The organism is Paenibacillus sp. CAU 1782 (genome assembly GCF_054551715.1).
The window spans coordinates 25,683-51,145 of the sequence record NZ_JBTOLL010000011.1 but is presented as its reverse complement, the minus strand read 5'-3'; the positions used below and the strand labels follow the sequence as shown (position 1 = coordinate 51,145).

18 protein-coding genes are annotated in these 25,463 nt (G+C 50.7%); 7 read left to right on the top strand and 11 right to left on the bottom strand.

Annotated features, from left to right (window positions below):
• Positions 1-42: 42 nt before the first annotated feature.
• The 3 genes from adhE to pflA are packed head-to-tail and all read left to right on the top strand — an operon-like array spanning position 43 to position 5,831.
• The gene (gene adhE, locus ACX93W_RS19330; protein WP_459394016.1) at positions 43-2,655 is read left to right on the top strand and encodes a bifunctional acetaldehyde-CoA/alcohol dehydrogenase; all 2,613 of its coding nucleotides are present in this window, start codon (positions 43-45) and stop codon (positions 2,653-2,655) included.
• Positions 2,656-2,684: 29 nt separating this feature from the next.
• Positions 2,685-4,952 carry a formate C-acetyltransferase gene (pflB, locus tag ACX93W_RS19325; RefSeq protein WP_459394015.1) on the top strand — a complete coding sequence of 756 codons (2,268 nt, stop codon included), beginning with the start codon at positions 2,685-2,687 and terminating at the stop codon, positions 4,950-4,952.
• A 48-nt stretch (positions 4,953-5,000) separates the two neighbouring features.
• Positions 5,001-5,831, top strand: a complete 831-nt coding sequence (gene pflA, locus ACX93W_RS19320) for a pyruvate formate-lyase-activating protein (RefSeq protein ID WP_459394014.1) — start codon at positions 5,001-5,003, stop codon at positions 5,829-5,831.
• Between the two features lie 226 nt (positions 5,832-6,057).
• On the opposite strand, the gene ACX93W_RS19315 is transcribed toward pflA, so the two are convergent.
• From ACX93W_RS19315 to ACX93W_RS19305, 3 genes are all read right to left on the bottom strand, one after another.
• A complete protein-coding gene (locus ACX93W_RS19315) occupies positions 6,058-7,971 on the bottom strand; it encodes an ABC transporter ATP-binding protein (protein ID WP_459394013.1) in 1,914 nt (637 codons plus the stop codon).
• On the bottom strand, positions 7,968-9,701 hold the full coding sequence (locus tag ACX93W_RS19310; protein ID WP_459394012.1) for an ABC transporter ATP-binding protein: 1,734 nt from the start codon (positions 9,699-9,701) through the stop codon (positions 7,968-7,970). Before ACX93W_RS19310 ends, ACX93W_RS19315 begins: the two co-directional genes overlap by 4 nt.
• 185 nt (positions 9,702-9,886) lie before the next feature.
• Entirely contained in the window at positions 9,887-10,336 is a 450-nt protein-coding gene (locus ACX93W_RS19305) for a MarR family winged helix-turn-helix transcriptional regulator (RefSeq protein WP_459394011.1), read from the bottom strand.
• 183 nt (positions 10,337-10,519) lie between these two features.
• On the opposite strand from ACX93W_RS19305, the gene ACX93W_RS19300 reads away from it, so the two are divergent.
• Positions 10,520-11,539 carry an ABC transporter substrate-binding protein gene (locus ACX93W_RS19300; RefSeq protein ID WP_459394010.1) on the top strand — a complete coding sequence of 340 codons (1,020 nt, stop codon included), beginning with the start codon at positions 10,520-10,522 and terminating at the stop codon, positions 11,537-11,539.
• A 112-nt stretch (positions 11,540-11,651) separates the two neighbouring features.
• Complete coding sequence (locus tag ACX93W_RS19295) at positions 11,652-13,442, top strand: helix-turn-helix domain-containing protein (RefSeq protein WP_459394009.1); 1,791 nt, start codon at positions 11,652-11,654, stop codon at positions 13,440-13,442.
• 64 nt (positions 13,443-13,506) lie between these two features.
• Here the strand turns inward: ACX93W_RS19295 and ACX93W_RS19290 are convergent, their stop codons facing one another.
• From ACX93W_RS19290 to ACX93W_RS19265, 6 genes are all read right to left on the bottom strand, one after another.
• A complete protein-coding gene (locus ACX93W_RS19290) occupies positions 13,507-14,484 on the bottom strand; it encodes an MraY family glycosyltransferase (RefSeq protein ID WP_459394090.1) in 978 nt (325 codons plus the stop codon).
• 146 nt (positions 14,485-14,630) lie between these two features.
• On the bottom strand, positions 14,631-15,257 hold the full coding sequence (locus tag ACX93W_RS19285) for a TVP38/TMEM64 family protein (protein ID WP_459394008.1): 627 nt from the start codon (positions 15,255-15,257) through the stop codon (positions 14,631-14,633).
• A gap of 22 nt (positions 15,258-15,279) precedes the next feature.
• The gene (locus ACX93W_RS19280) at positions 15,280-16,269 is read right to left on the bottom strand and encodes a Gfo/Idh/MocA family protein (RefSeq protein ID WP_459394007.1); all 990 of its coding nucleotides are present in this window, start codon (positions 16,267-16,269) and stop codon (positions 15,280-15,282) included.
• 184 nt (positions 16,270-16,453) lie between these two features.
• Positions 16,454-18,046: an extracellular solute-binding protein gene (locus ACX93W_RS19275; protein ID WP_459394006.1), complete on the bottom strand. Its 1,593-nt coding sequence runs from the start codon at positions 18,044-18,046 to the stop codon at positions 16,454-16,456.
• Between the two features lie 105 nt (positions 18,047-18,151).
• Complete coding sequence (locus tag ACX93W_RS19270; RefSeq protein WP_459394005.1) at positions 18,152-19,042, bottom strand: carbohydrate ABC transporter permease; 891 nt, start codon at positions 19,040-19,042, stop codon at positions 18,152-18,154.
• 29 nt (positions 19,043-19,071) lie between these two features.
• Entirely contained in the window at positions 19,072-19,995 is a 924-nt protein-coding gene (locus ACX93W_RS19265; RefSeq protein WP_459394004.1) for an ABC transporter permease, read from the bottom strand.
• Positions 19,996-20,461: 466 nt separating this feature from the next.
• Between ACX93W_RS19265 and ACX93W_RS19260 the strand changes: the two genes are divergently transcribed.
• On the top strand, positions 20,462-22,741 hold the full coding sequence (locus ACX93W_RS19260; RefSeq protein ID WP_459394003.1) for a helix-turn-helix domain-containing protein: 2,280 nt from the start codon (positions 20,462-20,464) through the stop codon (positions 22,739-22,741).
• 104 nt (positions 22,742-22,845) lie between these two features.
• Here the strand turns inward: ACX93W_RS19260 and ACX93W_RS19255 are convergent, their stop codons facing one another.
• Together ACX93W_RS19255 and ACX93W_RS19250 are read right to left on the bottom strand one after the other, a co-directional pair.
• Positions 22,846-23,598 carry an ABC transporter permease gene (locus ACX93W_RS19255; RefSeq protein WP_459394002.1) on the bottom strand — a complete coding sequence of 251 codons (753 nt, stop codon included), beginning with the start codon at positions 23,596-23,598 and terminating at the stop codon, positions 22,846-22,848.
• Positions 23,595-24,428: an ABC transporter ATP-binding protein gene (locus tag ACX93W_RS19250; protein WP_459394001.1), complete on the bottom strand. Its 834-nt coding sequence runs from the start codon at positions 24,426-24,428 to the stop codon at positions 23,595-23,597. The genes ACX93W_RS19255 and ACX93W_RS19250 overlap by 4 nt, the downstream gene beginning before the upstream one ends.
• Positions 24,429-24,695: 267 nt before the next feature.
• Between ACX93W_RS19250 and ACX93W_RS19245 the strand changes: the two genes are divergently transcribed.
• Positions 24,696-25,442, top strand: a complete 747-nt coding sequence (locus ACX93W_RS19245) for a polysaccharide deacetylase family protein (protein WP_459394000.1) — start codon at positions 24,696-24,698, stop codon at positions 25,440-25,442.
• Positions 25,443-25,463 lie beyond the last annotated feature (21 nt).

Sequence of the window (25,463 nt, the reverse complement as noted above, 5' to 3'; positions counted from 1 at the left end):
AGATTACAAATCCTAATTACGCACGAAGGAGTGGAATCTAGAATGGCTGTCAAAGAAACCGCGGTCCAGAAACAGCAGAGCGCAAAAGGCATGGTCGACACTCTGGTAGCAAGGGCTAAAAAAGCGCAAGAGCAATTTATGTCACTGACGCAAGAGCAAGTTGATGTCATCGTACAGAAGATGGCGCTCGCCGGCTTGGACAAACATATGTATTTGGCAAAGCTGGCCGTAGAGGAAACCGGACGCGGTGTTTATGAGGATAAAATTACAAAAAACATCTTCGCTACGGAATATATCTACCACAGTATCAAATACAACAAAACCGTTGGTGTCATCGAACACAACGCTTATGAGAACTACAAGATGATTGCCGAGCCGGTTGGCGTCATTGCCGGAGTAACACCCGTTACCAATCCGACATCCACTACGATGTTCAAAGCGCTGATCGCCATCAAAACGCGCAACCCGATTATTTTCGGATTCCACCCTTCGGCGCAGAACTCCAGCACCGAAGCCGCGCGGGTACTACTGGAAGCTGCTGTTCAGGCCGGAGCGCCGGCGCATTGCATTCAATGGATCGACCAGCCTTCCACGGAAGCGACCGGACTGCTGATGAATCACCCTGATGTTGCGCTCGTCCTGGCAACAGGCGGCTCCGCTATGGTCAAGGCTGCTTACAGCACAGGAAAGCCCGCACTGGGCGTCGGACCCGGCAACGTGCCATGCTTTATTGACAGAACCGCGAATCTGAAGCAAGCCGTTACCGATCTTATTTTGTCCAAGACCTTCGACAACGGCATGATTTGCGCGTCGGAGCAAGCGGTTATTTTGGAGGAAGTGATCTATGATTCGGTCAAAAAGATGATGAGCGTGCTAGGCTGCCACTTCCTGAGCAAAGATGAGATCGAAGCTGTATCCAAGTTGGTTATCAATCCCGAAAAATGTGCCGTTAACGCCGTAATCGTTGGCCAATCCGCCGTAAAGATTGCTGAATTGGCCGGCATCAAGGTTGCTCCTGACACCCGGATGCTTGTTGCCGAGCTGGACGGCGTGGGAGAAAAATACCCGCTGTCAGCCGAAAAATTAAGTCCCGTGCTTGCCTGCTACAAAGTGAAAAACGCGGAGCAAGGCATCGAGCGGGCCGCGGAAATCGTTTCTTTCGGAGGAATGGGCCACTCGTCGGTTATCCATTCCAAGGATCAGGACACGATTCAGCAATTTGCAACACGGCTGCAAACCGGACGCGTTATCGTCAACTCGCCTTCGACGCACGGCGCCATCGGTGATATTTACAATACCAATTTGCCATCCCTGACGCTGGGCTGCGGATCGTACGGCTCCAACTCCACGACCAACAACGTATCGGCCGTCAATTTGCTCAATATCAAGCGGGTTGCCGAAAGGACCGTCAATATGCAATGGTTTAAGATTCCGCCTAAGGTTTATTTTGAAAAAGGCGCAACGCAATACCTGTCCAAGATGACGGACATCTCCAGAGTTCTGATTATTACGGACGAAATGATGGTGAAACTGGGTTACGTCGAAAAGGTCGAATATTATCTGCGCAAAAGAAAGCTGCCCGTTCAAATCGAAGTGTTCGCCGATGTGGAGCCGGATCCTTCCGTAGATACCGTCAACCGCGGTACGACCGTCATGAACCGCTTCCAGCCGGATTGCATCATTGCGCTCGGCGGAGGATCGGCGATGGACGCCGCCAAAGCGATGTGGCTGTTCTACGAATATCCGGACACCGACTTCGACGGAGTAAAACAAAAGTTTCTGGATATCCGGAAACGCATCTACAAATACCCGCGCCTGGGGCAAAAAGCGAAGTTCGTCGCAATCCCGACAACTTCCGGCACAGGTTCGGAGGTCACGTCGTTTGCAGTCATTACCGACAAAAACAACGGCAACACCAAGTATCCGCTGGCTGATTACGAGCTTACTCCGGACGTTGCGATCATTGATCCCGAATACGTCTACTCCCTGCCGCAAACCGTGGTTGCGGATACCGGCATGGATGTGTTGACGCACGCGATCGAAGCATACGTATCGATCCAAGCTAATGATTTTACGGACGGCCTCGCTATCAAGGCAATCCAGCTCGTATTCGAGAACCTGGAGAAGTCGTTCCAGTCTGCTGATCCCGTTGCAAGAGAAAAAATGCACAATGCATCAACAATCGCAGGCATGGCATTCGCAAACGCGTTTCTGGGCATCAACCATAGTCTTGCCCATAAGTTCGGCGCCGAATTCCATACCGCGCATGGTCGCACAAACGCTATATTGCTGCCGCACGTCATTGCTTACAATGCGCAGCGGCCGACCAAGTTTCAATCGTTCCCGAAATACGATTACTTCAAGGCCGACGAACGTTATGCGGAAATCGCCCGTATTCTGGGCCTTCCGGCCCGCACAATCCAGGAAGGCGTAAGCAGCTTGGTGGATGCTATTCGCAAGCTGAACCGCTGTCTTGGCATTCCTGAAAGCTTCCAGGTTGCCGGAGTTGATGTTGATGCTTTTGAAAGCCGTGCCGACTACTTGGCGGATCGCGCTTTCGAGGATCAATGCACAACCGCAAATCCAAGGCTGCCGCTCGTAACCGAGCTTGCCGATTTGTACCGCAGGGCCTTCTACGGAAACTTCCAGTCATAAACCTTAAATAATGGATAGGAGGATTTCATATGGCAACAACAGAAAAATCTTTGCAACAACAGGTGCCGTCGAATGATGCATGGAGAGGTTTCACCCCGGGAGCATGGGGAGACAAGGTAAACGTTCGCGACTTCATTATCGCCAACGTTTCTCCCTTCTTGGGAGACGCCAGCTTCCTGGCCGGGCCAACTGAAGCCACAACCAAACTGTGGGAAGTCGTTAGCGATCTGACGCGCAAGGAACGTGAACGCGGGGGCGTTTTGGACGTGGATATGAATCCATCCTCCATCGTTTCCCATGGACCTGGCTACCTGGACGAGAAGCTGGAGCAAATCGTCGGCGTTCAGACCGATGCTCCGTTCAAACGTTCGATTCAGCCTTACGGCGGTATCCGTATGGTGCAGGATGCCTGTGTCGCCTACGGCTTCGAATTGCCTGAAGAAATCGTCCGTTTGTTTACCGATATCCGCAAAACGCATAACCAAGGCGTATTCGATGCTTACACAGCCGACATGCGGAACGCGCGCAAAGCCGGCATTATTACCGGCCTTCCGGACGCATACGGCCGCGGCCGCATCATCGGCGACTACCGCCGCGTTGCGCTGTACGGTATCGACCGCTTGATCAAAGAGAAAAAGATGGACCTGAAACTGACTGAAAAATCGCCGATGTCCGAAGCGGTTATCCGCGAACGCGAAGAGCACAACGAGCAAATCCGCGCTCTGCAAGAGCTGAAAACGATGGCGGCATCTTATGGGTTCGACATTTCCGCTCCTGCTCAAAATGCAAAAGAAGCCGTTCAATGGCTGTACTTCGGTTATCTTGGCGCGATCAAGGAACAAAACGGCGCAGCAATGAGCCTTGGCCGCACATCCACTTTCCTGGATATCTACTTCGAGCGCGATCTGAAGGAAGGTACTCTGACAGAGGAGCAAGCTCAGGAAATTTACGACCACTTCGTCATGAAGCTGCGTATCGTCAAATTCCTGCGTACACCTGACTATAACGATCTGTTCAGCGGCGACCCTACCTGGGTAACGGAGTCCATTGGCGGCATCGCCGAAGACGGCCGACCGCTTGTGACAAAAAGCTCATTCCGTATTCTGCATACTCTTTACAACCTTGGACCGGCTCCAGAGCCAAACCTGACCGTGCTGTGGTCCACTCAATTGCCGCAAGGCTTCAAGGATTTCTGTGCAAAAGTGTCCATTGAAACCAGCTCCATTCAATACGAAAACGACGACATCATGCGTCCGGTATACGGCGACGATTACGCCATCGCATGCTGCGTATCCGCAATGCGCGTCGGCAAGCAAATGCAATTCTTCGGAGCTCGCGCCAACCTTGCCAAAGCTCTGTTGTACGCAATCAACGGCGGCAAAGATGAAAAAATCGGTCTTCAAGTAGCTCCTGTTACCGCGCCGATTACAGACGAAGTTCTGGATTACGACACCGTCCGCGAGCGTTATGATGCAACTATGGATTGGCTGGCAGAGCTGTATGTCAATACACTAAACGTCATCCACTACATGCATGACAAGTATTGCTACGAACGCATTGAATTTGCTCTGCATGATCGTGAAATAATTCGCACAATGGCTTGCGGCATCGCCGGCTTGTCTGTAGTAGCCGATTCCTTGAGCGCCATCAAATACGCCAAGGTTCGTCCGATCCGCAACGAAGAAGGTATTGCTGTCGATTTCGAAATCGAAGGCGAATACCCGCAATACGGCAACAACGATTCCCGTGTCGATGATCTGGCGGTGGAATTAGTGGAAACCTTTATGTCGAAGCTCAAAAAACATCCGACCTACCGCGATGCGATTCACACGCAATCCGTTCTGACGATTACATCCAACGTGGTGTACGGCAAAAAAACCGGCTCCACTCCGGATGGACGGAAAGCCGGCGAGCCATTTGCGCCAGGCGCCAACCCAATGCACGGACGCGACCGCAAAGGTGCTCTTGCTTCCCTCGCCAGCGTTGCGAAGCTGCCTTACGATCATTCGCTTGACGGCATCTCCAACACCTTCTCCATTGTCGGAAAGGCGCTGGGCCGTGAAGAAGAAACACGCGTGCGCAACTTGACTTCGCTGCTGGACGGCTATATGTCGCAAAATGCGCATCATCTGAACGTAAACGTGTTTGACCGCGCTACGCTGCAAGACGCTATGGATCATCCGGAGCAATACCCGCAGCTTACGGTACGGGTTTCGGGTTATGCGGTTAACTTCATCAAGTTGACTCGCGAGCAACAGCTTGAGGTTATGAACCGGACATTCCACGGCTCCATGTAATAAAACAGCTATTCGAGGCATTTCCAAAAATAAGGGGAGGGACGCGCTATGGGCGTACATCAAAGAGGACATCAAGATTCGGAGGCCAAGGGGCGTGTCCACTCCCTTGAAACATTTGGCACGGTTGACGGACCCGGCATACGGTTTGTCCTGTTCCTTCAAGGCTGCGCGCTTCGCTGCCAATTTTGCCACAACCCGGATACCTGGGATACTTCCACAGGCAAAGTCATGACGGTCGAAAGCGTCATTGCCGAAATCGAGCCTTACGTCAACTATTTCAAAATGTCGGGCGGCGGCCTCACCGTAACCGGTGGGGAGCCTACCCTTCAAGCTCCCTTTGTTGCCGCTTTGTTCCGCGAGGTGAAGAAACGGTTTGGTCTTCACACAACGCTGGACAGCTCCGGCTTCTGCGAGCCTTCTCATGCTGATGCATCGGGTCTGCTGGAAGCAACCGACCTTGTATTGCTTGATTTGAAGCAGCTGAACAATGAGCGTCACACCGCATTGACTTCGCAATCCAATGAACGGATTTTGCGGTTTGCCCGCCACTTGTCCGATAAAGGCAAGTCCATCTGGATTCGCCACGTGCTTATTCCAGGCGTGACGGACAGCTACGAAGATTTGCATGCATTGGGAGCCTTCGTAGGTTCACTGGATGGCGTAGAAAAAGTCGAGCTTCTCCCCTACCACCGAATGGGTGTTTACAAATGGGAGGAACTTGGCCTCGACTATCCGTTGGAAGGCGTGCTTACGCCAAGCGACAAGGAAGTTGAGAGAGCAAGAGAAATCATCGAGACAGGACGCCAAAGCTCCTTTTCCCTTGAAAGGGAGCAGAATCAATCTGCGGCAAATGCTGACTCGAAGCTGCAAATCTCGTAATGCGCTTTAGCTGCAAAAATAGCGTTGGGTCGTGGGATGAAGTCCAATATCCCTTGGTCCAACGCTTTTTATTTGCCTGGCACAGCCGCTCTCATTGGCACCGCCTAAAAGAAAAGGCTGAGCCAGGAACTCCTTTCATGAGTCCTCTGCCCAGCCTATTTGGATCATATCTCAAAAATAATCCTATCTTTTACTAGCCACTGAGCTTCCAGTACGCGCTGCCTTCTTATACCGCTGCATTGGCTTTTGAAGCAAACTGGCTGTTATACAGATCGGCGTAGAAGCCTCCTTGCGCCAACAGCTCGTCGTGGCTTCCCTGCTCGATCACTGAACCTTTGTTCATGACCAGAATGAGATCCGCGTCGCGGATGGTCGACAGCCGGTGAGCGATAACAAAGCTGGTTCGGCCCGACATCAGATGGTTCATCGCCTGCTGGATCTGCACCTCGGTCCGAGTGTCGACGCTGCTCGTCGCTTCGTCCAGAATTAGAATCGCCGGGTCCGCCAGAATCGCCCTGGCAATGGTCAGCAGCTGTTTTTGTCCCTGCGAAATATTCGATGCTTCTTCATTCAGCACAGTATTATAGCCCTCAGGCAAGGTGCGAATAAAATGATCCGCATGCGCAGCCACTGCGGCTTCGACGATTTCCGTTCCCGTAGCGCCCGGCCTTCCGTACCCGATATTGTCGCGTATCGTACCGTTAAATAACCAAGTATCCTGCAGCACCATGCCGAAATGGTTCCGCAAATGACCGCGCTGCATCCCCTGAATGGGCTGCCCGTCGATCGTAATGGAGCCGTCGGTCACCTCGTAGAATCTCATGAGCAGATTCACCAGCGTTGTTTTGCCGGCGCCCGTAGGTCCTACAATCGCAACGGTTTGACCGCTTTTCACCTCGATATTCATCCGTTCGATAAGCGGAACATCCGGTTTGTAATGAAACTCGACATTGTGGAACGCTACATCGCCGCGAGCTTGCTTCAGAACAATCGGCTTCGCCGGCTCCGCGCCTTCCTCTTCCTCGTCCAGCAATTCGAACACCCGCTCCGCGGAAGCGATTGTGGATTGAATGATATTGGCGATATTGGCCGTTTGGGTAATAGGCATCGTAAATTGTCTAGCGTATTGAATAAATGCCTGAATGTCGCCGACGGTAATCGCTCTTTGCGTCACCAATATGCCGCCGACCACACAAATCAGCACATAACCGATATTGCCGATCAGATTCATCAAAGGCATCATAATGCCGGAAATAAATTGCGCCTTCCAGCTGGATTTGTACAACCTGTCGTTGATTTCGTCAAACTGCTGGATCGATTTGCGCTCGTGGCCAAAAGCCTTGACGATCGTATGTCCCGTGTACATTTCTTCGACGTGGCCGTTAAGCTCGCCAAGCTCGGCTTGCTGGCTTTTGAAGTACAGCTGCGATCTCTTGGCAATTAATCCGATGACGATAAAGCTGAGCGGCAGCGTAAGCACCAAAATAAGCGTCAGCAAAGGACTAATCGTCAGCATCATGACAATAACCCCGATCAGGGTAACAATAGAGGTAATCAGCTGCGTCAAGCTTTGCTGCAGCGTATTGCTGATGTTGTCCACATCATTGACCACCCGGCTCAGGATATCGCCATGCGAGCGGGAATCAAAAAACTTCAGCGGAAGTCTGCCCAACTTGTCGTTTACGTCATTCCGAAGCCGGTATACAACCTTCTGGGCAACGCCCGACATTAAATATTGCTGGGTAAAGCCAAACAGAGCGCTGATGACATACAGCCCGGCAAGCAGCGCCAAAATAAAGGCTATGCCTTCAAAGTCGATAGACGCTCCTGGGACACCGTTTATTTTGGCCAACATGCCGTCAAACAGCAAATCGGTGGCTCTGCCCAATATTTTAGGACTCACAATGGAAAACAACGTGCTCAGAATCGCCGCAGCCAAAACCAGAATCAGCGTTAAAGTAAACGGCTTGAGATAACCCGAAAGACGCTTTAACGACCCTTTAAAATTTTTGGCCTTTTGTCCCGGCATTGCCATCATTCCGGGACCCGGTCCCGGCCCAAAGCCGCCTGGGCGCGGCGCGCCGGAATGACTTTTGTTTTCCGGCCCCTTGTTTTCATGTCCGTTTCCTGCGCCGCTCATGCAATCTCCTCCTCTGACAGCTGGGATGCAACAATTTCACGATAAACGGAGGAATGCTCCATCAGCTCCCGATGGGTGCCGATGCCGGCGATGCTGCCTTCGTCCAGAACAATGATCTGATCCGCATCCATGACCGTGCTGACGCGCTGCGCCACGATAATGACCGTGGCATCGGAGGTTTCTTCCTTCAATGCGGCCCTTAGCTTCGCATCCGTCTTGTAGTCCAGCGCGGAGAAGCTGTCGTCGAACAGAAACACTTTAGGCCGGCGCACAAGAGCCCGCGCAATGGACAAACGCTGCTTCTGGCCGCCGGATACATTGACCCCGCCTTGCGCAATCATCGTATCAAACTTCTCCGGCATTTCGGATACAAAATCAAGCGCCTGCGCCGTTTTGGCTGCCGCAATGATTTCGTCGTCCGTAGCGTCTTCCTTGCCGTACCGGATATTTTCCGATACCGTGCCCGTAAACAACACGGCTTTCTGAGGCACCAAGGATATGCCGCTTCGCAGAGGCTCCTGGCCCCATTTCCTCACATCCACGCCATCTATGGACACCGTACCTCCAGCGACGTCAAAAAAACGCGGAATCAAACCAAGCAAGGTCGACTTACCGGAACCGGTCCCGCCGATAATCGCCGTCACTTCGCCAGGTTTGGCCGTGAACGAAATATCGCTAAGAGCAGGACGCTCAGCGCCGGGATAATTGAAGGATACGTTTCTGAATTCCACCGTTCCTTGCTTGACGCCCCCGCCCCTTTTTTGCGTTTCCGATGGATCAACAACGGATGGCTCCATATCGATTACCTCATTAATACGCTGCGCGGATGCGGAGGCGCGCGGTACCATAACAAACATCATGGAGAACATCAGGAGCGAAAACATAATCTGCATCGCATATTGGATAAACGCCATCAAATCGCCAACGCCCATAGCGCCGCTGCCGATCCGAATGCCGCCGAACCAAACGATGGCAATGGTGGACAAGTTCATAATCAGCATCATAAGCGGCATCATGACCGCAATAATGCGATTCACTTTAATGGCGGTTTCCATCAAATCGCCGTTTGCGCTGACAAAACGTTCTCTTTCGTGCTCAGTCCGATTGAACGAGCGGATAACCCGGATACCGGTTAAATTCTCGCGGAGCACAAGGTTGATCCGGTCCAGCTTTTTCTGGATTGCCTTGAAATAAGGCATGCCTTTGGCTGTAATCAGCCAGATGGCGAGCGCAAGCACCGGCAGCGCCACCAGAAGCACAAGCGTTAGCCTGGCATCCTTGTAGAGCGCCATAATGATGCCCCCGATACACATCATTGGAGCCATTACCATCATCCGGAGCATCATCATCAGCACTTGCTGCACCTGATTAATGTCATTCGTTGTTCTCGTAATTAGCGATGCCGTGCCGATCTTGTCAAATTCCTGCAGCGAAAACCCTTCTACATGGGAGAATACCTTGCTTCGCACCAATCGGCCAAAGCTGGAGGAAATACGGGAGGCATACAAACTGGCAAGTACGGAAACCAGCGTTCCAACAATCGTCACGCCAAGCATAAATCCGCCCATCCGCCAAATATAGGCCTTGTTGCCCTCTATAACTCCTTTGTTGACAATGTCGGCCATCAGGGTTGGAAGATACAGCTCTGCCAGCGATTGCAGCAGAATCAGCACCATCACCAAGCCAATGGCAGCGCGGTAGGGTTTGAGCAAGCGAAACAATTTGATCATGTCATTCATCCTCCCGCTTAAAACTTTAGTTATAAATAGTTCAGCTATTTAATAATTATAACTCCCGCTCCCTCCGAATTTCAAGACGCCTTCAGGGGCTTCATGGGCGGAGCTTTCCGGAACGCCAAAAAGCCCGGACACCTTGAAATCAGGGTGCTCCGGACCAACCGTCTTCATTCATCTATTCATGAACCGGATTTGCTCCGATCATCAAATACAAGGTTTTGAAGCGTATCCATCGCTTTGACGATATCTTGCATCTCCGATGAAGAAATGTCGCCCAATCTATCCACCAGCCGAGTTTCCATCTGGGCAAAAATCGTCTTCATTCTTTCTTCTCCCGCCGAAGATAAAGTAATGTGCTGCTTGCGCCGATCCACTTCATCCGTATATTTGCGGCACAAGCCCATTTCGGCAAGCTTTTTCAGCTCCCTGCTCGCATTAGGCATCGACATGCCCATGCAATCGCTAATTCCGCTTAGCGTAACCGGCTGCTCAACGGCGATATATTCCAAAATGTCGTATTGAACCGGCGTAATGCCGTCCAGGTTAATGTCTTTGCCCAGTTCAACCTCGATGCGATGAACCGCTGCAACAAATGCTACCATCCGGTAAAATAATGCCGATTTGTCCATTCGCAATCACCTCTTCTGTCAACACGATAACAAATTTATTATCTAAAAACAACTAATGGACAAAAATAAATACTGCCCCATTTTTTGTCCATTGCCCAAAGGTTCTTTATGTCCTATCATGTTTTTCTAGATAATGAAAATCATTATCATAAAAAGAAATGATTGACGGAGGGGTATTTTCACATGAAATCAGTAAAACGCATATGGGGCTTGGCCGCTATTCTGCTGTTGACAACCGTATTGGCAGCCGCATGCGGAAACGCGGGAAGCACAACTGGCGGCAATGCATCGGCATCGCCTCAAGCAACAGCCTCGCAAGAAAGCGCGGCGCCCGCGGAATCGACGGAGCCTGCTTCCACTACGAGGAGCATGACGGATAGCCAAGGAAATACAGCCGAAATTCCGGTTAAGGCCGAACGCGTTGTATTTTGGGGAGAAACAGTGGGCGACATGCTGAAGCTGGGCATCAAACCAATCGGAACAACGTTCAGCTTTGTGGATGAGCATATTTATGAAGACGAATTTAAAGATGTTGTTGACGTCGGTTTTCCTATTAGTCTGGAAACGTTGCTGGAGCTGCAGCCGGACCTGATTATCACGGCCAGCATGGATGCCAACGAATACGAACAGCTCTCCAAAATAGCGCCTACGCTCGTCTTCGATACTTTCGCTCCAATAAAAGAAAGAATGCTGCTCTTGGGCGATATTTTAGGCAGAAGCAGCGAGGCGGAAGCTTGGCTCGCCAGCTATGATACATTGACGGCGAGCATTAAGGAAGAGTTGAAAAAAGTCGGCGTTACAGGCGATGAAACGATCTCCGTCCTGACTTATTATCCCGGCGACCGACTGTTCGCGATGGCGCGCGCAGGTTTGTCGCAAGTGTTGATTGATGATCTTGACCTGGCCCCGACGCCTCACATTCAAAAAATGATTGATGAGGACAAAGGCTTTGAGGAGCTGTCCATGGAAGTGTTGCCTGCGCTTGCCGGAGATTTGATTTTTGTCCTGAACCCTGTTTCAACAATGGATGATGCGGTGAAATCAACGGAAGCCATGATGAAGAGCAATATCTGGCTCAATCTGCCCGCTGTAAAAGCAGGCAAAGTATACACCCTTGATATTCGCCACTCCAGCAGCGATGCCTCAACGCGCGAATGGCTGCTGCAAAAAATGCCGGAGCTGATTACAAACAAGCAGCTCTAATTTCCGAAAGCACAAATGAAGCTTTTCAGCCAAGGTGAATAACCTTTGTTGAAAGGCTTCTTTTCTTGCATTAAAATTATATTGATAATTATTTTCATTAGGAGGCAACCTCATGGATATGAGTCGTCAAAATTCCCATATTGCGGCAGCTTCCTCATTATTTCGCTTCAATAGTATACGCCTGCACTCCCGCAGCGAAAGCTGGCTGCAGCATAAAGCGTTGAACGAAGCCCATGAGCTTCTGCTTTGTATAGAAGGCGACGGAAGTTTGGATCAGGACGGCGAATACTTCAAAATAGGGCCGGGAAGCTGCTTTTGCTTGGGACCGGGAACCTCCTCCCACATCTATTGCAGCCCAGGCAGCCGCCTGGTTTATTACGGTATTTCGTTCCATGCCTACCGCAGCAATGACCGCGGCAACAGCATAGACGTTATCGGGGGCAATAGCGACATTGACAGCGTTGAATATGCGGGTTCTAACGGCCTCGCTTCTACTTCCCTACACTCTCTGTTTCCTCCTGGCTGGCATACGGTTGCGAGTCCCCCCTCTCGTCTCCAGCAGCTGGCTCAATCCCTGCTGGAGACTTGCCCCGTCAAGGCTGATGGCGGGGATCAAAAAGCAGGCGAAAGCCCCGCCTCCGAGACTGCCGCAAAAGACGGTTTGTCCTTTCTTAGGGGGCAGCTTTATTTTCATGAACTGCTGCTGCATGTGTTCGAAAACGGAGCCGCGGCTGGCCCGGAAGCCGATGCCATGCATGCAGTGAGCGGCACGATCGCTTATATGGAGCAGCATTATATGGAGCCGCTGACGATTGCGTCGCTGGCGGAGCAAGCTTCATTGCCTCAATGGCAATACCGTTCATTGTTCAAGGAAATTACCGGCAAAAAACCAAACGAATATTTGACGGAGCTGCGCATTACCCGCTCCAAGCAATACCTCGCAAGCAGCAACCGTCCGCTGCGGGATGTAGCCGCCGAAGTCGGATTTTCGGACGAATATTATTTTATACGGCGTTTCAGGCAAATGACCGGGGTTACTCCAAGACAATATGGAGATGCTGCCCGAAAGAAGCAGCGGGTGGTAGATTGGACTGGCCATGAAATCGTTATTCCCGCCTATCCGGAATCCATCATATGCCACAAGGAAGTGTGCGGCGATTTGAACGCGCTGGGACTGCCCGCCGCCGGTTTGCTCGACGGATGGCTCAATGCGAATCCTGATAGCAGGGACGGCAGTATGATTGGCGGAAAGCATTTTCTTCAAAGCGCTATGCTGAAGAAGGGGTTGCCCGATCTGATTTTGTTTGCCAACTCCGATGAGCAGAAATACAATATGGTGTCTGCGATTGCGCCAACGGTTTCCTTCAACTCCTTCGCAACACTGGACAACCGGATGCAGACACTGGGCAAGCTGCTGAACAAGCAGCGCGATGCGGAGCTATGGCTGCAGCGTTATCGCAGCCGCGAAGAGATGATGTGGCGCGGACTAGGGAGCGATGGCGTTGCCGGCGAAACGGCGGCTGTGCTGTTCTATGAGCATGGCAAGCGGTTGTTTGTGATGGGAAGCGCCGGATTTGCGCCTGGTCTTTATCATCCAGCCGGCTTTCAGGCGCCGCCTCTGGTGGCGCAAATGCTGGCTGACGAAGAAGGCTTTCGCGAAATTTCCGAAGGGGAAATTCCATTGTATGCGGGAGACCGCATCTTTTTGCTGCTGAGCCGGAATCCGGTTTCCCGGGCGGCAACTCATGAGCTGATTCGCACTCCTTTTTGGAATACACTGGATGCAGTCAAACGCAAACGCGTTTATCTCATCGAAGCGGACAAATGGAATTTTGGCGATGCCTTGTCCCGCTGGATGGCGCTGGATTCCATTTCCCGATTGCTAAAGGGGCAATCCGGCTAAAATCGGCAATAAAAACAGCGAAGCGCCATTAAAAACGGCTCTTCGCTGCGGTTTGCGTTACTCCTTATACGCCCTGCACCAGCATCAAAATGATAGAGGACAGGCCAAGACAGGTGCTCAGCAAAATGAGGAACATTAACGCTTGCTTATGGTTCAGGCCTGCGCGCAGCAGCCGGTAATGGACCTGGCTGGCATCCGCCTGGTAAATGGACTTGCCTTGAATAAACCGCTTGACCACCACGAACAGATTATCAAAGATGGGAACGCCAAGCGCCAAAATGGGGATAAACAACGACAATACCGTCGCTTGCTTGAACGCGCCGTCCAAAGCGATTACCGCAAGCACAAATCCAAGGAAGGTTGCGCCCGCATCGCCCATAAATACTTTTGCCGGAGGTTTGTTATAGCGCAGGTAAGCAAGTGTTACGCCTACCAGTATGATTGCCATAATCGCTGAATTGGATTGGCTCATCGCAAGCGCAACAACAAACAGCGTAGCTGCCGAGATTGCCGACAGGCCGCCTGCCAGTCCGTCCAGGCCATCCGAAAAATTGATAACCGTCGTAACGCCGAAAATCCACAAAATGGTCAGCACAAACTGCAATATGACGGGAAGCTCTATGTAGTCTCCGGAGAAAGGATTAACGAATCCTTCAAAAACAACGCCTGATGCATATACCAGCACCGCAGCCAACACCTGCACGATCAGCTTGGGCAGCGCCGGAAAATCTTTGCCTTTTGTTTTATACCAGTCGTCAATGGTTCCAATAACAAGCAGCATAACGCCGCCTGCAAACAGGGCTGCGGTCTCCCAGTTGATTTCTCTGGATACGATTAGATACGATGCAAAAAAACCAATAAAAATCGCATAACTTGCCGTTAGAGGAATGGGCTCTCTATGCAGCTTCCTCTCCACATCCTTGCGGGGCTTGTCCACAAAATCCAGCTTGAAGGCCAGCTTGCTAAAGGGAGGTATCAGCAGGTATACAACGATAAACGAAATGAAAAAGGCTAATACGTAAGAAATGTGGTCCACCACCATTATCATTGATAGCTTTGCAATCTCTATTATACTTTTTTTGCGCGGCGCTGTCGAATGATAGGGAAATACAGGAAAGAGCAAGCCATGTCATCGGCCTGCTCTGCTTTATGCTTCTTTTGTCCGTGCAGCTTTCGCCATCCCGTCGCCTATCGGCTGCTTTCCTCACCCTCGCCCATTTGCCCGGGCCTTGAAAAATGGGCTTCAACCTTGCGGCTGGCCCACCAGGAGGCTGCAACAAACAGCACAACAAATGCGATTTCCCATGGACGCCGGGCAAACCGCTCCAGATCGTATCCGATATAGGAAACGTAAAAAATCATGATCGCCTTGCCCGGCAGAAGCGCCGCAAGATAAGAGCGCACTGTCATGCCGGACACGGCGGCCGCAACATTGACTGCCACAAACGGCCCCATCGGAAACAGGCTCAGCACAAACACATAGCTGAAAGCGTTGCGCCGGGCCCACAGCAGAGCCCTCTGCACCTTGGGCTTTTGCCGCCATCTCTGCACGTAACGCAAATTCGAGGCCTTGCGCACCAGCATAAAGGTCGTGATACATCCGCTAACAATTCCGATCCAGGAGTAAAGAAACCCCTGCCAAAGGCCGTAAACAGCGGCATTTAACCCGATGATAACCATCGTGGGCAGCGGCGGCACAAATGATTTCATAAACGTAAGCAGGATGCCGGGAAGCGGCCCCAAGGAACGGAAGTGCTCCAGCCATGCCCTCAGATCGCTTTCAGTCCATGAGGACAGCAATGCCATTGTATTCATTCTAGGTTATTCATCCCTTTTCTTACTTGTCCGCGCTGTATACCAAACCCCATTGCTTGCGGATCTCGTCAAGCGTTCCCATAATAGCCTGCGTCTCCGCAAGGGGCATTATGCCAGACTCCAGCTTTCCTTCGCGCAAGCAAGCCATGGCCTCTTCCGCCTCGAAAGCATAACCCTCCGCTTCGCGGTCATCGGCAAAATGCTCCGGCTCCTTATCCTTTGCAAACAAGGTTGCGGATTTGCCAAACAGGAAGTTTGGAATATGGATATGACCCTCGGTGCCATAAATATAAGCGTCATTAACCATTCCAAGCTGTACGGCTCCATTCAGCACAGCGCTGCGGCCTCCTGAATATCCGAACAACAGCGAGAACTGCTCGTCCACTCCCGTTTTTCCGATGGAAGCAACGCTTGAAATGCTCTCCGGACGTTCGCCGAACACCATGGAAGCGAAGGATACCGGATAAATACCCGCATCCAGCAGCGCCCCTCCTCCTTGAGCAGGGTCCAGAAGGCGGCTGCCGGGATTCCAGCCGATGTTAAAGCCAAAATCCGCTTTCAGCATGCGAACCTCGCCAATCGCTCCTTGTGCCAGCCACTCCCTGACCTTTACAATCGGCGGCAAATAACGCGTCCACATGGCTTCCATCAGAAACACGCCATTCTCCCGCGCAGTCTGAATCAGCTCTATCGCTTCGCCTTCATTCATCGTAAACGGCTTCTCGCAAAGAACCGATTTCCCGCCTCTTAGCAGCGCCAGTGTGTTTTCTTTATGTACAGTGTGAAGCGTGCCTACGTAAACAATATCTACATCGGGATCCTGCGCCAGCTCTTCGGCCGACCCGTACGCCCGCGGAATGTTGTAGGTTTTCGCAAACTCCTCGGCTTTCTCCAATCGTCTGCCGCCAACCGCGATCAATTCCGCTCCTTTGGCAAACTTAAGGTCCTTAACAAATTTGGACGAGATCCAGCCCGGACCAAAAACGCCCCATTTTACGTTCTTTTCTGACATCTTACATTCCAGCTCCTTTTTTTATGAAAAGTAGTGAATGCCCTTACGAAATTATTTTAACATAGTGAGGCTCCCATGTGGCATCATCGGGGAAACTCAAACCGAAAAAATGCGGTTTCACCGGCGTCCTGCTGACGCCAATGAAACCGCATTGGTTTAAATTGCTCCACTAATTGCTTGACTGTTACTTAATGCCTTGCTCTTGTACATATTGAAGCCATTGATTTTTGTACTCCGTCTGAATTTTTTCAAGGCCAGCTTGGTTCGCTTTTTCCATGAACGTTTTCAGACCGCCTTCAACATCCTTAACAACGCCTGCAATCAGAGGGAACAGATATTGCTTCTCTACTTGCTCAAGCGCCGCTCTTTCTACCTGGTAGGTCGTGTAGTCTTCAGCGAAGCCAGTAAACTTGTCAGGAACCTGGATTTTGTCCAGCTCGTCGAAGATCGCTTTCACGCCGTCATAGTTTTTGTCGAACAGCATGTACTCAGGGTTACGCCATGCCCAGCCATTCATAGATTCACGCGGGAAGCCGTTGGAGTTAGCGTCGCCGATCATTGTGTAGTAGCCGTCAACCACTTCGTAGTTTTTGCCTTCAACACCGTATTGTGTCAGCAGGTTGTAGCGTTTGTCCGTAACCATTTTTTCGTAGAACGCCAATGCGCGCTCAGCGTTTTTGCTGCTTACAGGCACGGCAAAGCCGTTGTGGATCGGGTGAACCGGTGTAGCCAGGCCTGTGGTCAGAGGGTACGGATAGTAACCCAGCTTCCAATCCGGGTGAGTCGCTTGCAGCTTGATAACGGAATCATTAAAGCGAGTTGGGTTGTCGCCCAGCAAAGCTGCTGCTTTGCCGCTGGTCAATTGCTCTTGAATAACGTCTTTAACTGAAAGAACGTTTTTCACCATGTAGCCGTTGTCTTGCCATTTTTTCATGCGGAGCAAATCTTGCAGATGCTCGTCGGAGCCCCAGTAGCTAACAACCTCTGTTGGCGTGTCATAGTTAATGTCGATACCGTAAGGCGTAGCTCCGATCGGTTTTGCGGCAATGCTTCTGTACGTGTCGAACAACGTGCCTTTCATGTCAGCGCCCATTGCAAGCGGTACCATGTTTGGTTCATTTTGTTTGATGCCTTCCAGATATTGCTCGAAGGTTTCGATATCAACCGGTTTAGGCAGATTGTATTTCTCGCGCAGGTCTTCGCGCCATACGAAGCCGTTGGTTACATACTCTTTGTAGGTTGCTGGAGCCGTGTAGATTTTCCCGTCGATTTTAACCGCTTCCCACATATCCTGCGGAACGAATTTGTACAGCTCTGGAGCAGCTACTGGCAGCAGCTCGTCAAGCGGCTGGAACGCGCCGCGTTTTGCGTAGGATTGATATTGAGTCCACTCAGCCGTGAAGATCAGGTCGACCTGTTGGCCGGAGCCAAGCAGCAATTTGTATTTTTGATCCCAGTCAGTCCACGATGTATAGTTGAATTTAACCGTTGCGTTGAGGTCTTCTTTAGCCATTTTGTTGATTTCATCCTGGATGGCCGGCAGATCCTTCGGCGCATCGCCAAGCATATAGAATTGGAGCTCAACCGGCTTGGAAATGTCGATGCCGGGTTTTGCGCCTTCTCCATCGGTACCGCTGCCTTCGCCTGATGCTGTTTCTGACGGCTTTGGTGAATTGGAAGGTGTTGCTGTTCCGCCATTGCCCGAACATGCCGCAAGCAATACGGCTACGAGAACAAAGGATAGCAGTACGGATAAAGCCTTTGCTGATTTCTTCATCTTTGAAAATCCTCCCTTTTTATAGTGCTTGCCTCTATGTTAGCCGCTGGGGGCCGTGCCGCGCATTCGCCCGATAAGCTTGCCATGACCGTGCCCCATTCGGTTCTAACCTTTAACCGCGCCAATCGTCAAGCCTTTGACAAAATAACGCTGAACGAACGGATACAGGAACAGGATTGGACCTGTAACGATGATCGCCATGGCCATCTTGGTGGATTCCGTCGGCATTTCTCCGAGAGATATGCCCGTTCCCGCCCCCATCGACATAACAAAGCTCATCGCGTTGATGACATTGTACAGATAGTATTGCAGTTGATACATGCTGGTATCGTTGATGAACAACGACGATGTGAACCAGTCGTTCCAATATTGCAGAGCCAGGAACAAACCAACCGTAGCAATGCCGGGCATGGATAGATGGAGCACGATCCGGCTATAGATCAGGAAGTCGTTGGCGCCGTCGATTTTTGCGGACTCTACAACCTCGTCCGGAACAGCGGAGCGGATGAAGTTTTTCATCAGAATGATCAGGAATGGCGTCATCAGCCCCGGGAAAATCAACACTCTATACGTATCGGTCAGACCCAGGTATTTGGTCATCATGATGTACCATGGAACCAGACCGCCGCCAAACAAGGTCGTGAAATAAATCATGAAGGAAAAGAAGTTGCGATATTTAAAATCTCTGCGCTGCAGGACGTAACCGGCCATCGTCATAAAGAACAAGCCAAGTCCTGTACCTACGATCGTAACAAAAACCGTAACGCCGTAAGCTCTCAATACCTGCTCCGGAAACCGGAACACGGTTTTATAGCCCTCAAGCGAAAATACAGTAGGAATCAGGTTGTAGCCATCCCGGATAATGGCTTCGTTTTGCGTCAGCGATGCTGATATGATTAGCAAAAAAGGAAACAGGCACGCTACGCTGGCGACCAAAATGACAACGAATGCAATCAGCCGGAACCACTTCATATAGCCGTCTTCTTTTATTTTCATCCTTTAAAACCTCCCGCTTTCTCCCGCTATTAGAACAAGGCGTATTCGTCGTTGATTTTTTTGATAATGGTATTAACCGTCATGATCAGGATAAATCCGAACAGGGACTGATACAGGCCGGCCGCAGTCGACATCCCGATATCGAAGGTTACTTTCAGCGAGCGATACACGTAGGTATCCAGAATATCCGTCGTGTTGTACAAAACGCCATTGTTTCCGATCAGCTGATAGAAGAGGTCGAATTGGCCCTTCATGATGCTTCCAAGCGCAAACAGCAGGAGCATGACAAAGGTTGTTTTCAGCATAGGCACGGTAATGTACCAGATCCGTTGGAAGATGTTGGCGCCGTCAATTTTGGCCGCTTCATAATATTCGTCGCTGATGCCTGTAATGGAAGCCAGGTAGATAACCATGCTGTAACCAAGGTTTTTCCACAGGTAGAATATAATGATCAGGAAAATCCACACCCACGGAATGTTGTAAACATCAAGCGGCTCAGAACCGAGTTTTGCCAAAAAGGAGTTCAGAAATCCGCTTTCAAAGTTAAATACGTTGTAGACGATAACGCTCAAGATAACGAAGGATACGAAGTAAGGAAGGAACATAATGGACTGTGTCAGCTTCTTGAACCATTTGACTCTCAGTTCGCTTAGCAGGATCGCAAGCGCAATCGCCAGTACATTGCCCAGTAGAATAAACGCTATATTGTAACCAATCGTATTAATAGTCAGCCGCGTCAAAATTCCCGATTTCCATAAAAACTCGAAATTCTGCAACCCGACAAATTGGCTATTGAAGAGGCTTGTGTTGAAATCGAATCGGGTGAAGGCGTAGTAGATACCCACCATAGGGGTGTACGAATTGATCAGAAAAAATAAAACGGTCGGCAAGAGCATCAGAAACAGCAGCCGGTTTACCACCAGTTCCTTCAGTAACCCACTCTTCCTTTGCATGTGTTGCATTCTCCCTTCGATGCGTGCGTAATTTAATTTGATGCGGCTGTCCATACATGCGATTGCAAGTATGATGCTCGAGTGTGATGCTCAAGTGTTTGGTCCGAGCCGCCGCATCGGCCGCTTGAACTGCCTTAAGTGTACGACCGGGGAGCGGATATGCGAAAGAGCACAATATCAAGGTTAGTGAACAAAAAGAAGAAAATCGAATTGAACAATTTATATCTTTGTGCAAAACGGCGGAGCTCCAAAAAAAGCCCGCGGGACGGGCACTCGCAGCGACAAAGTTCATTAAAGTTTAAATTGTTCACTGTGCCTTTTGGGGTCCGGTTCACCAATCTCCATTTAATTCATTGTTTTGAACCTCACTCGCGCCGTATAATAAAACCACAAAAAGAAAACGCTTTCGAAAATGGCGCGCAGGTAAAAATCTGTTCGCTGCCAGTTTGGTCAAAGGGGGGTTACAATGTCAGCTTTTTCATGGAAGAGCAATGGCAAGCTTTACGGGAAGCTGCTCTTTACGACGTCCTTGTGCATCGCGCTGACACTGTTGGTATCGTCGCTCTTTTACTTCTTTGCCTATATGCAGCTCGATCTGCGCAAAACGTATCAGTCCGATGCCAGCAATCTGGCGCAAACCAGCAAGGAAGTTATCAGCATGACGGAAAACGCTCAGTCGCTTTCCTTCCAGATTTACCGGACATTCGCGATATCGAAGCTGATGCTTTATCCCGAACCTACTTATTATGATGTCAGGATCGCGATGAACGAGCTGGACAACTATTTGAATTCCATGCCGTATATCGAATCGATTTACGTATACAATTCAACGAGCGATCTGTTCTACACGGCCACGCGCCAGGGGCAAGGCGGCACATTAAGCCGATCCGAGCTTGCGGATCAGGGAGTTTTGGAAATTCTGGACCAATTCCAGAGTTATCGTCCCTTTACTCCGATTCCGCGCACCTATACGACCGAGCTCTTGGAGGGCGAGCGGACAACACGGGCCTATACGTATCTGGGCTATGATGCAATCGGGAAAAGCAACCAGATCAATTCCGCCGTTATTATCAATATTTCCGCCGCATGGATAAACAGAGATATTGGCGCAACCGCCAATGCCAAAGGCGCAAAATCCTATATTATGGACAACCAGAATCAATTATTGTCGGGCGACACGCTTGAACCGGCGCAATTAGCCGCAAACGATCTGGCCTTGCTGGAGCGCGAGGTGGACAATCAGCCGTCCGGCTATTTCGTGGCGGATTTTCAAGGACGAAAATCGTTTATTTCCTACACCGCGCCGGATTCGCTGGAATGGCAATATGTCCGCGTTACACCCTATAGCGAAATTTCGGCTGGGTCTACCTCTATTGTGAACAGGACAATCTGGATTGCCGTAAGCATTCTTGCAGGAGGACTTCTTGTATCCTGGCTGCTTTCCCGGATGCTTTACAAGCCAATCCGTCTAATGGAAAGCCAAATGAACATGCTGGAAAACGAAAGAAGAAACACCTCGTATACAATCCGTCAAAACTGGCTGCGAGGATTAATGCAAGGCTCGAAAAAACTGCAGACGCCGGGACAGATGCAGAGAATGGCGCAAAGCGGCATTACATTCGATTTTCAAGCCGGATACCGGGTTGTGCTGATTCGCATTGACCGTTTTGCGGCTTTGAAGGAAACAAGGGGCGATGACCTGCTTCCTTACCGCTTTGCTATCATGAATATTAGCGGGGAGATTAGCGCCCGTTACTTCAAGGCGGAAACGGTAGATATGGAGGAGGATAGCGTGGTGCTGCTGTTAAGTCCGCTGGAAGATGCGCCGGCGACCGACGACCCCGCTCTTCTGAAGGAATTGTTGAACCAGATCCAGCAATCCGCATCGGATTTTCTCAAGCTGGGGTTATCCATAACGTACAGCCGCGAAGGCGAAGGCGCAGAGCAGCTCCCCCTTCTTTACAAGGAAGTGCGTGAAGCATCGATGCACAGGCTGTTTTACGGATATGGCTGTCTCGTTGACGCCGAGTCTGTGACGGCCCTCAAAACCAATGACTATGTCTTTCCTCTGGAACGGGAAAAGAAATTGACCGATGCCCTCATGACTGGAAAAAGCGACGAAGCCAAGCGGTTGCTGTCCGATATTTTGAAGGAAACGGCGGGGTATCCTTTCCACGTTGTGCGGATGACAAGCGCTCATTTGTCCATGACCGTCAACAACCATCTGGCAACGATTCAGAAGAACAACAATCTCGAAATGGATGGAGTCAATTATTTGCACCTGCCGTCGCTGGATCAGGTTGAAACACTGGGGGAAATCGAGGAGGCCTTCTTCAGCCTGTTCGATGTATTGCAGGAAAAATTGTCCGTTAAGCGCTCGTCCAGACATGAGGAGCTCATGGTTCGGATCAACAAAATGATTGGCGAACGTTATGCCGATCCTGCTTTAAGCCTTAACAGTATTGCGGAGGAGATGGGCATGTCGCCAATCTATCTCAGCCGCCTGTATAAACAGTACGCGCTGACGCCGATAGTTGATGCCATTAATCAGGTGAGAATGGAAGCGGCAAAGCAATATCTGGAGCAAAGCGATATGCCCGTTGTCGATATTGCGCCGCAATGCGGATATACCAGCAGCTCTTATTTCCACCGCATGTTCAAAAAAAGCTTTGGCGTAACGCCAGCTGATTATCGCAAGATGAAAACGCAGCCGGATAAAGGCGGCAGGCCCACAGCGGAAGCTTAAACCGTCTATCCCTGCGCTTTGGTCACAAATCGCGATCCTTTCGGCCGCGACATCTATAAAAAGCAAAAAAACGCCATGGTTGGCGGAGTCAAGGTCAGCTTTTGTTAGCGCCTTTCCGCCTTCCATGGCGTACATTTGGTTTGCAGCGCATCCAGCCCCTTGAACAGCAGCAAGCCGACAATGCCCAGAGTCAATATGCCGCCGAACATTTCCGGGTAGTTCATTTTGGTCCAGGCGCTTAATATGTAATAACCAATGCCGTAGGTCGTTGCGTAATTTTCAGCAAAAAACAGCGATGCCAGCGAAATGCCGATGCTGATTCGCAGGCCAGTGAACATATGGGGCAATACGGCAGGCAGCACCAGGTAGCGGTACGTATGCCATGATCCGGCCCGGAACCCCTTCATGACCTGGAAATAAAGCTTGGGAATGCTGTCTACCCCGTCCCGCACCGACAACATGATTTGGAACATGATAATCCAGATCATCAATATAATTTTGGATACGTTGCCTAAACCAAACAGCAGCATAAATACCGGCAAAAACGCCACTTTGGGTATAGGGTAAATGAAATAAACAAACGGGGATACCAACGTTCTGAACCATTTGTTTCCGCCCAAGAGCAATCCTGTCGGCACCGCGATTGCAAGCGATACGGCAATTGCCGTCAAAACCCGCAATAGACTTCCTCCCGCATGCAAAACCAGGTCCCCGGATTCTGCCAGCATATATTTTATCGTTTCCGCGGGGGTAGGAATGACATGGGTATCAAGCGCAAGACCTATCAACTGCCACAGGATAAGGAAACTGATAAAACCAACCAGTTGTGCTCCGACAAACCTCCGAACCACCTTCATAACTGCTCCTCCGTGCCGCTGTCACTTTTTTTGCCCCTGCGATTGCTTTCTTCCTTTGGCCCTGCCGTATCAGAATGCTCTGCCCGACTCTCGTCCGAAGCATTCATCCATTGGCGAAGCTCGATGCAGGTTTCATAAAAGCGGATATCTTCACGAGCCAACCCGCCCTCAAAAACCGGCGTTTTCCTTCTGGCAAGCCCTCCTCCGCTCTCCAGCAGGAGAATTTCATCGCCGAGCAGCACAGCTTCTTCGATATCATGCGTCACAAACAGCAGTGTTGCGCCCCGTTTGCGCTGTTGCTCCTGCACCAGCAGTTGAATGCTTTCCTTCGTTACGGTATCAAGCGAAGAAGTAGGCTCGTCCATCAGCAGAAAGTCCGGTTCTCCAATCAACGTCCTGGCCAGCGCAGCCCGCTGCCGTTGGCCGCCGCTCAGTTGATCGGGATAAGAACCCTCAACGTTTTCAAGTCCTAGCTCCGCCAGCAGCCCCTCCGTTTTTGCCTCGATTTCTCCCTTGTTTGTCGCGCCGGCCAGTCTTAACGGCATACTGACGGCTTCCCTGACAGTTTGCCATGGAAACAGTCCCAATTCCTGCTGCAGAAACGCCGTTCCGCGCCTCGGACCGTTCACGGGTTTCCCGCCAACCGTCAAAACGCCCGAATCCGGGATTAAAAATCCCGCAATCAGATTTAGCAGCGTGCTTTTTCCCACACCCGACTTTCCGATCAGCGCATAGGAAACGCCCCGCTCCAGCTTGGCGTTCATTCCCGCAAAAATTTCCCTGCCCCCCAAATGGACACCGATCTCCCTAAGCTCTACAAAAGCAGACATGCCCTCCCTCATTTCCACTGAACTGACTTCACCCCTGCGACCCGCTTCTGATAGCAAAACAAGCCTTGCGGCATCCTCGTGAACGTATGTTGTCCCAAACCCGTCTATTTTCGAGTAATGATAACACAGGTCTACATAGTGAACAATCCAGAATGAAAGCAACAATTCATCTTGTGACAATTATCACGAACCTTGATTTGACGCTATGTTAGAATGACATCAATCATACACTTACCTGCGAAATGGCCCATGGCTAGGAGGACAACGATGAGCTTTTCAACTTTAATGTATCATGAGCTGCGGCTATCCGATGAATTTAATCCCAAACATCCTTCCGCCATCGACGTGCGTCAGGACTACGAGGATGTGCTTCCCCCGCCGCTGTTCACAACGGCCGAAGCCTTCATGGCTCAGATGGCCTATCTGCAAGAAAGGGAATACAGCACCTTGACGCTGGACGACATTAAAAGCTATTACACCGAGGGAAAATCGCTTCCCGAGCGATCCGTGCTGCTGACCTTTGACGATTGCTTTCAATCGCTCAAAACGTATGCTTATCCCATTTTGAAGGAATATGGATTTCATGCTGTCGCATTTGTTGTATCCGGCTGGCTTCATGCCGAACCAAAGCCGTTTGATCCCCTTAAATCGACCTGTCTGGCGACGGATGAACTGGATGAAATCTCCGATGTGTTTGAATTCGCCAATCACACCCATCACTTTCATCAGCGAAGGGGAACGGATGCAAGCAAGCTGACGTTGACAGCGGACGAGGAGTTCCGGCATGACCTGCTTGAATGCAACAAGCTTCCCCAACTTAACTCGAGAGACGTTTTCGCCTATCCTTTTGGACTATACGAAAGCCGAAATGTCGAGGTTTTGAAGCAATCCGGCTTTACGCTGGCGTTTACGACGGAGCAAGGCCTGAATGATCGGGGCACCGACCCGCTCCGGCTGAAGCGGAACGTTGTTCCGTACTTTATGGATTTGGACGCTTTTGCGCGCATTTTATAATACAGGAAGAAGGTAGACATC

Bases quoted from the DNA above. Each gene is read 5' to 3' on its own strand.
- ACX93W_RS19255 (WP_459394002.1), bottom strand. From the start codon at position 23,598: ATGAAGGTGGTTCGGAGGTTTGTCGGAGCACAACTGGTTGGTTTTATC.
- ACX93W_RS19270 (WP_459394005.1), bottom strand. From the start codon at position 19,042: ATGAAAATAAAAGAAGACGGCTATATGAAGTGGTTCCGGCTGATTGCA.
- ACX93W_RS19290 (WP_459394090.1), bottom strand. From the start codon at position 14,484: ATGGTGGTGGACCACATTTCTTACGTATTAGCCTTTTTCATTTCGTTT.
- ACX93W_RS19275 (WP_459394006.1), bottom strand. From the start codon at position 18,046: ATGAAGAAATCAGCAAAGGCTTTATCCGTACTGCTATCCTTTGTTCTC.
- pflA (WP_459394014.1), top strand. From the start codon at position 5,001: ATGGGCGTACATCAAAGAGGACATCAAGATTCGGAGGCCAAGGGGCGT.
- ACX93W_RS19315 (WP_459394013.1), bottom strand. From the start codon at position 7,971: ATGAGCGGCGCAGGAAACGGACATGAAAACAAGGGGCCGGAAAACAAA.
- ACX93W_RS19260 (WP_459394003.1), top strand. From the start codon at position 20,462: ATGTCAGCTTTTTCATGGAAGAGCAATGGCAAGCTTTACGGGAAGCTG.
- ACX93W_RS19310 (WP_459394012.1), bottom strand. From the start codon at position 9,701: ATGATCAAATTGTTTCGCTTGCTCAAACCCTACCGCGCTGCCATTGGC.
- ACX93W_RS19305 (WP_459394011.1), bottom strand. From the start codon at position 10,336: ATGGACAAATCGGCATTATTTTACCGGATGGTAGCATTTGTTGCAGCG.
- ACX93W_RS19295 (WP_459394009.1), top strand. From the start codon at position 11,652: ATGGATATGAGTCGTCAAAATTCCCATATTGCGGCAGCTTCCTCATTA.
- ACX93W_RS19300 (WP_459394010.1), top strand. From the start codon at position 10,520: ATGAAATCAGTAAAACGCATATGGGGCTTGGCCGCTATTCTGCTGTTG.
- ACX93W_RS19265 (WP_459394004.1), bottom strand. From the start codon at position 19,995: ATGCAAAGGAAGAGTGGGTTACTGAAGGAACTGGTGGTAAACCGGCTG.
- ACX93W_RS19250 (WP_459394001.1), bottom strand. From the start codon at position 24,428: ATGTCTGCTTTTGTAGAGCTTAGGGAGATCGGTGTCCATTTGGGGGGC.
- ACX93W_RS19280 (WP_459394007.1), bottom strand. From the start codon at position 16,269: ATGTCAGAAAAGAACGTAAAATGGGGCGTTTTTGGTCCGGGCTGGATC.
- ACX93W_RS19245 (WP_459394000.1), top strand. From the start codon at position 24,696: ATGAGCTTTTCAACTTTAATGTATCATGAGCTGCGGCTATCCGATGAA.
- ACX93W_RS19285 (WP_459394008.1), bottom strand. From the start codon at position 15,257: ATGAATACAATGGCATTGCTGTCCTCATGGACTGAAAGCGATCTGAGG.
- adhE (WP_459394016.1), top strand. From the start codon at position 43: ATGGCTGTCAAAGAAACCGCGGTCCAGAAACAGCAGAGCGCAAAAGGC.
- pflB (WP_459394015.1), top strand. From the start codon at position 2,685: ATGGCAACAACAGAAAAATCTTTGCAACAACAGGTGCCGTCGAATGAT.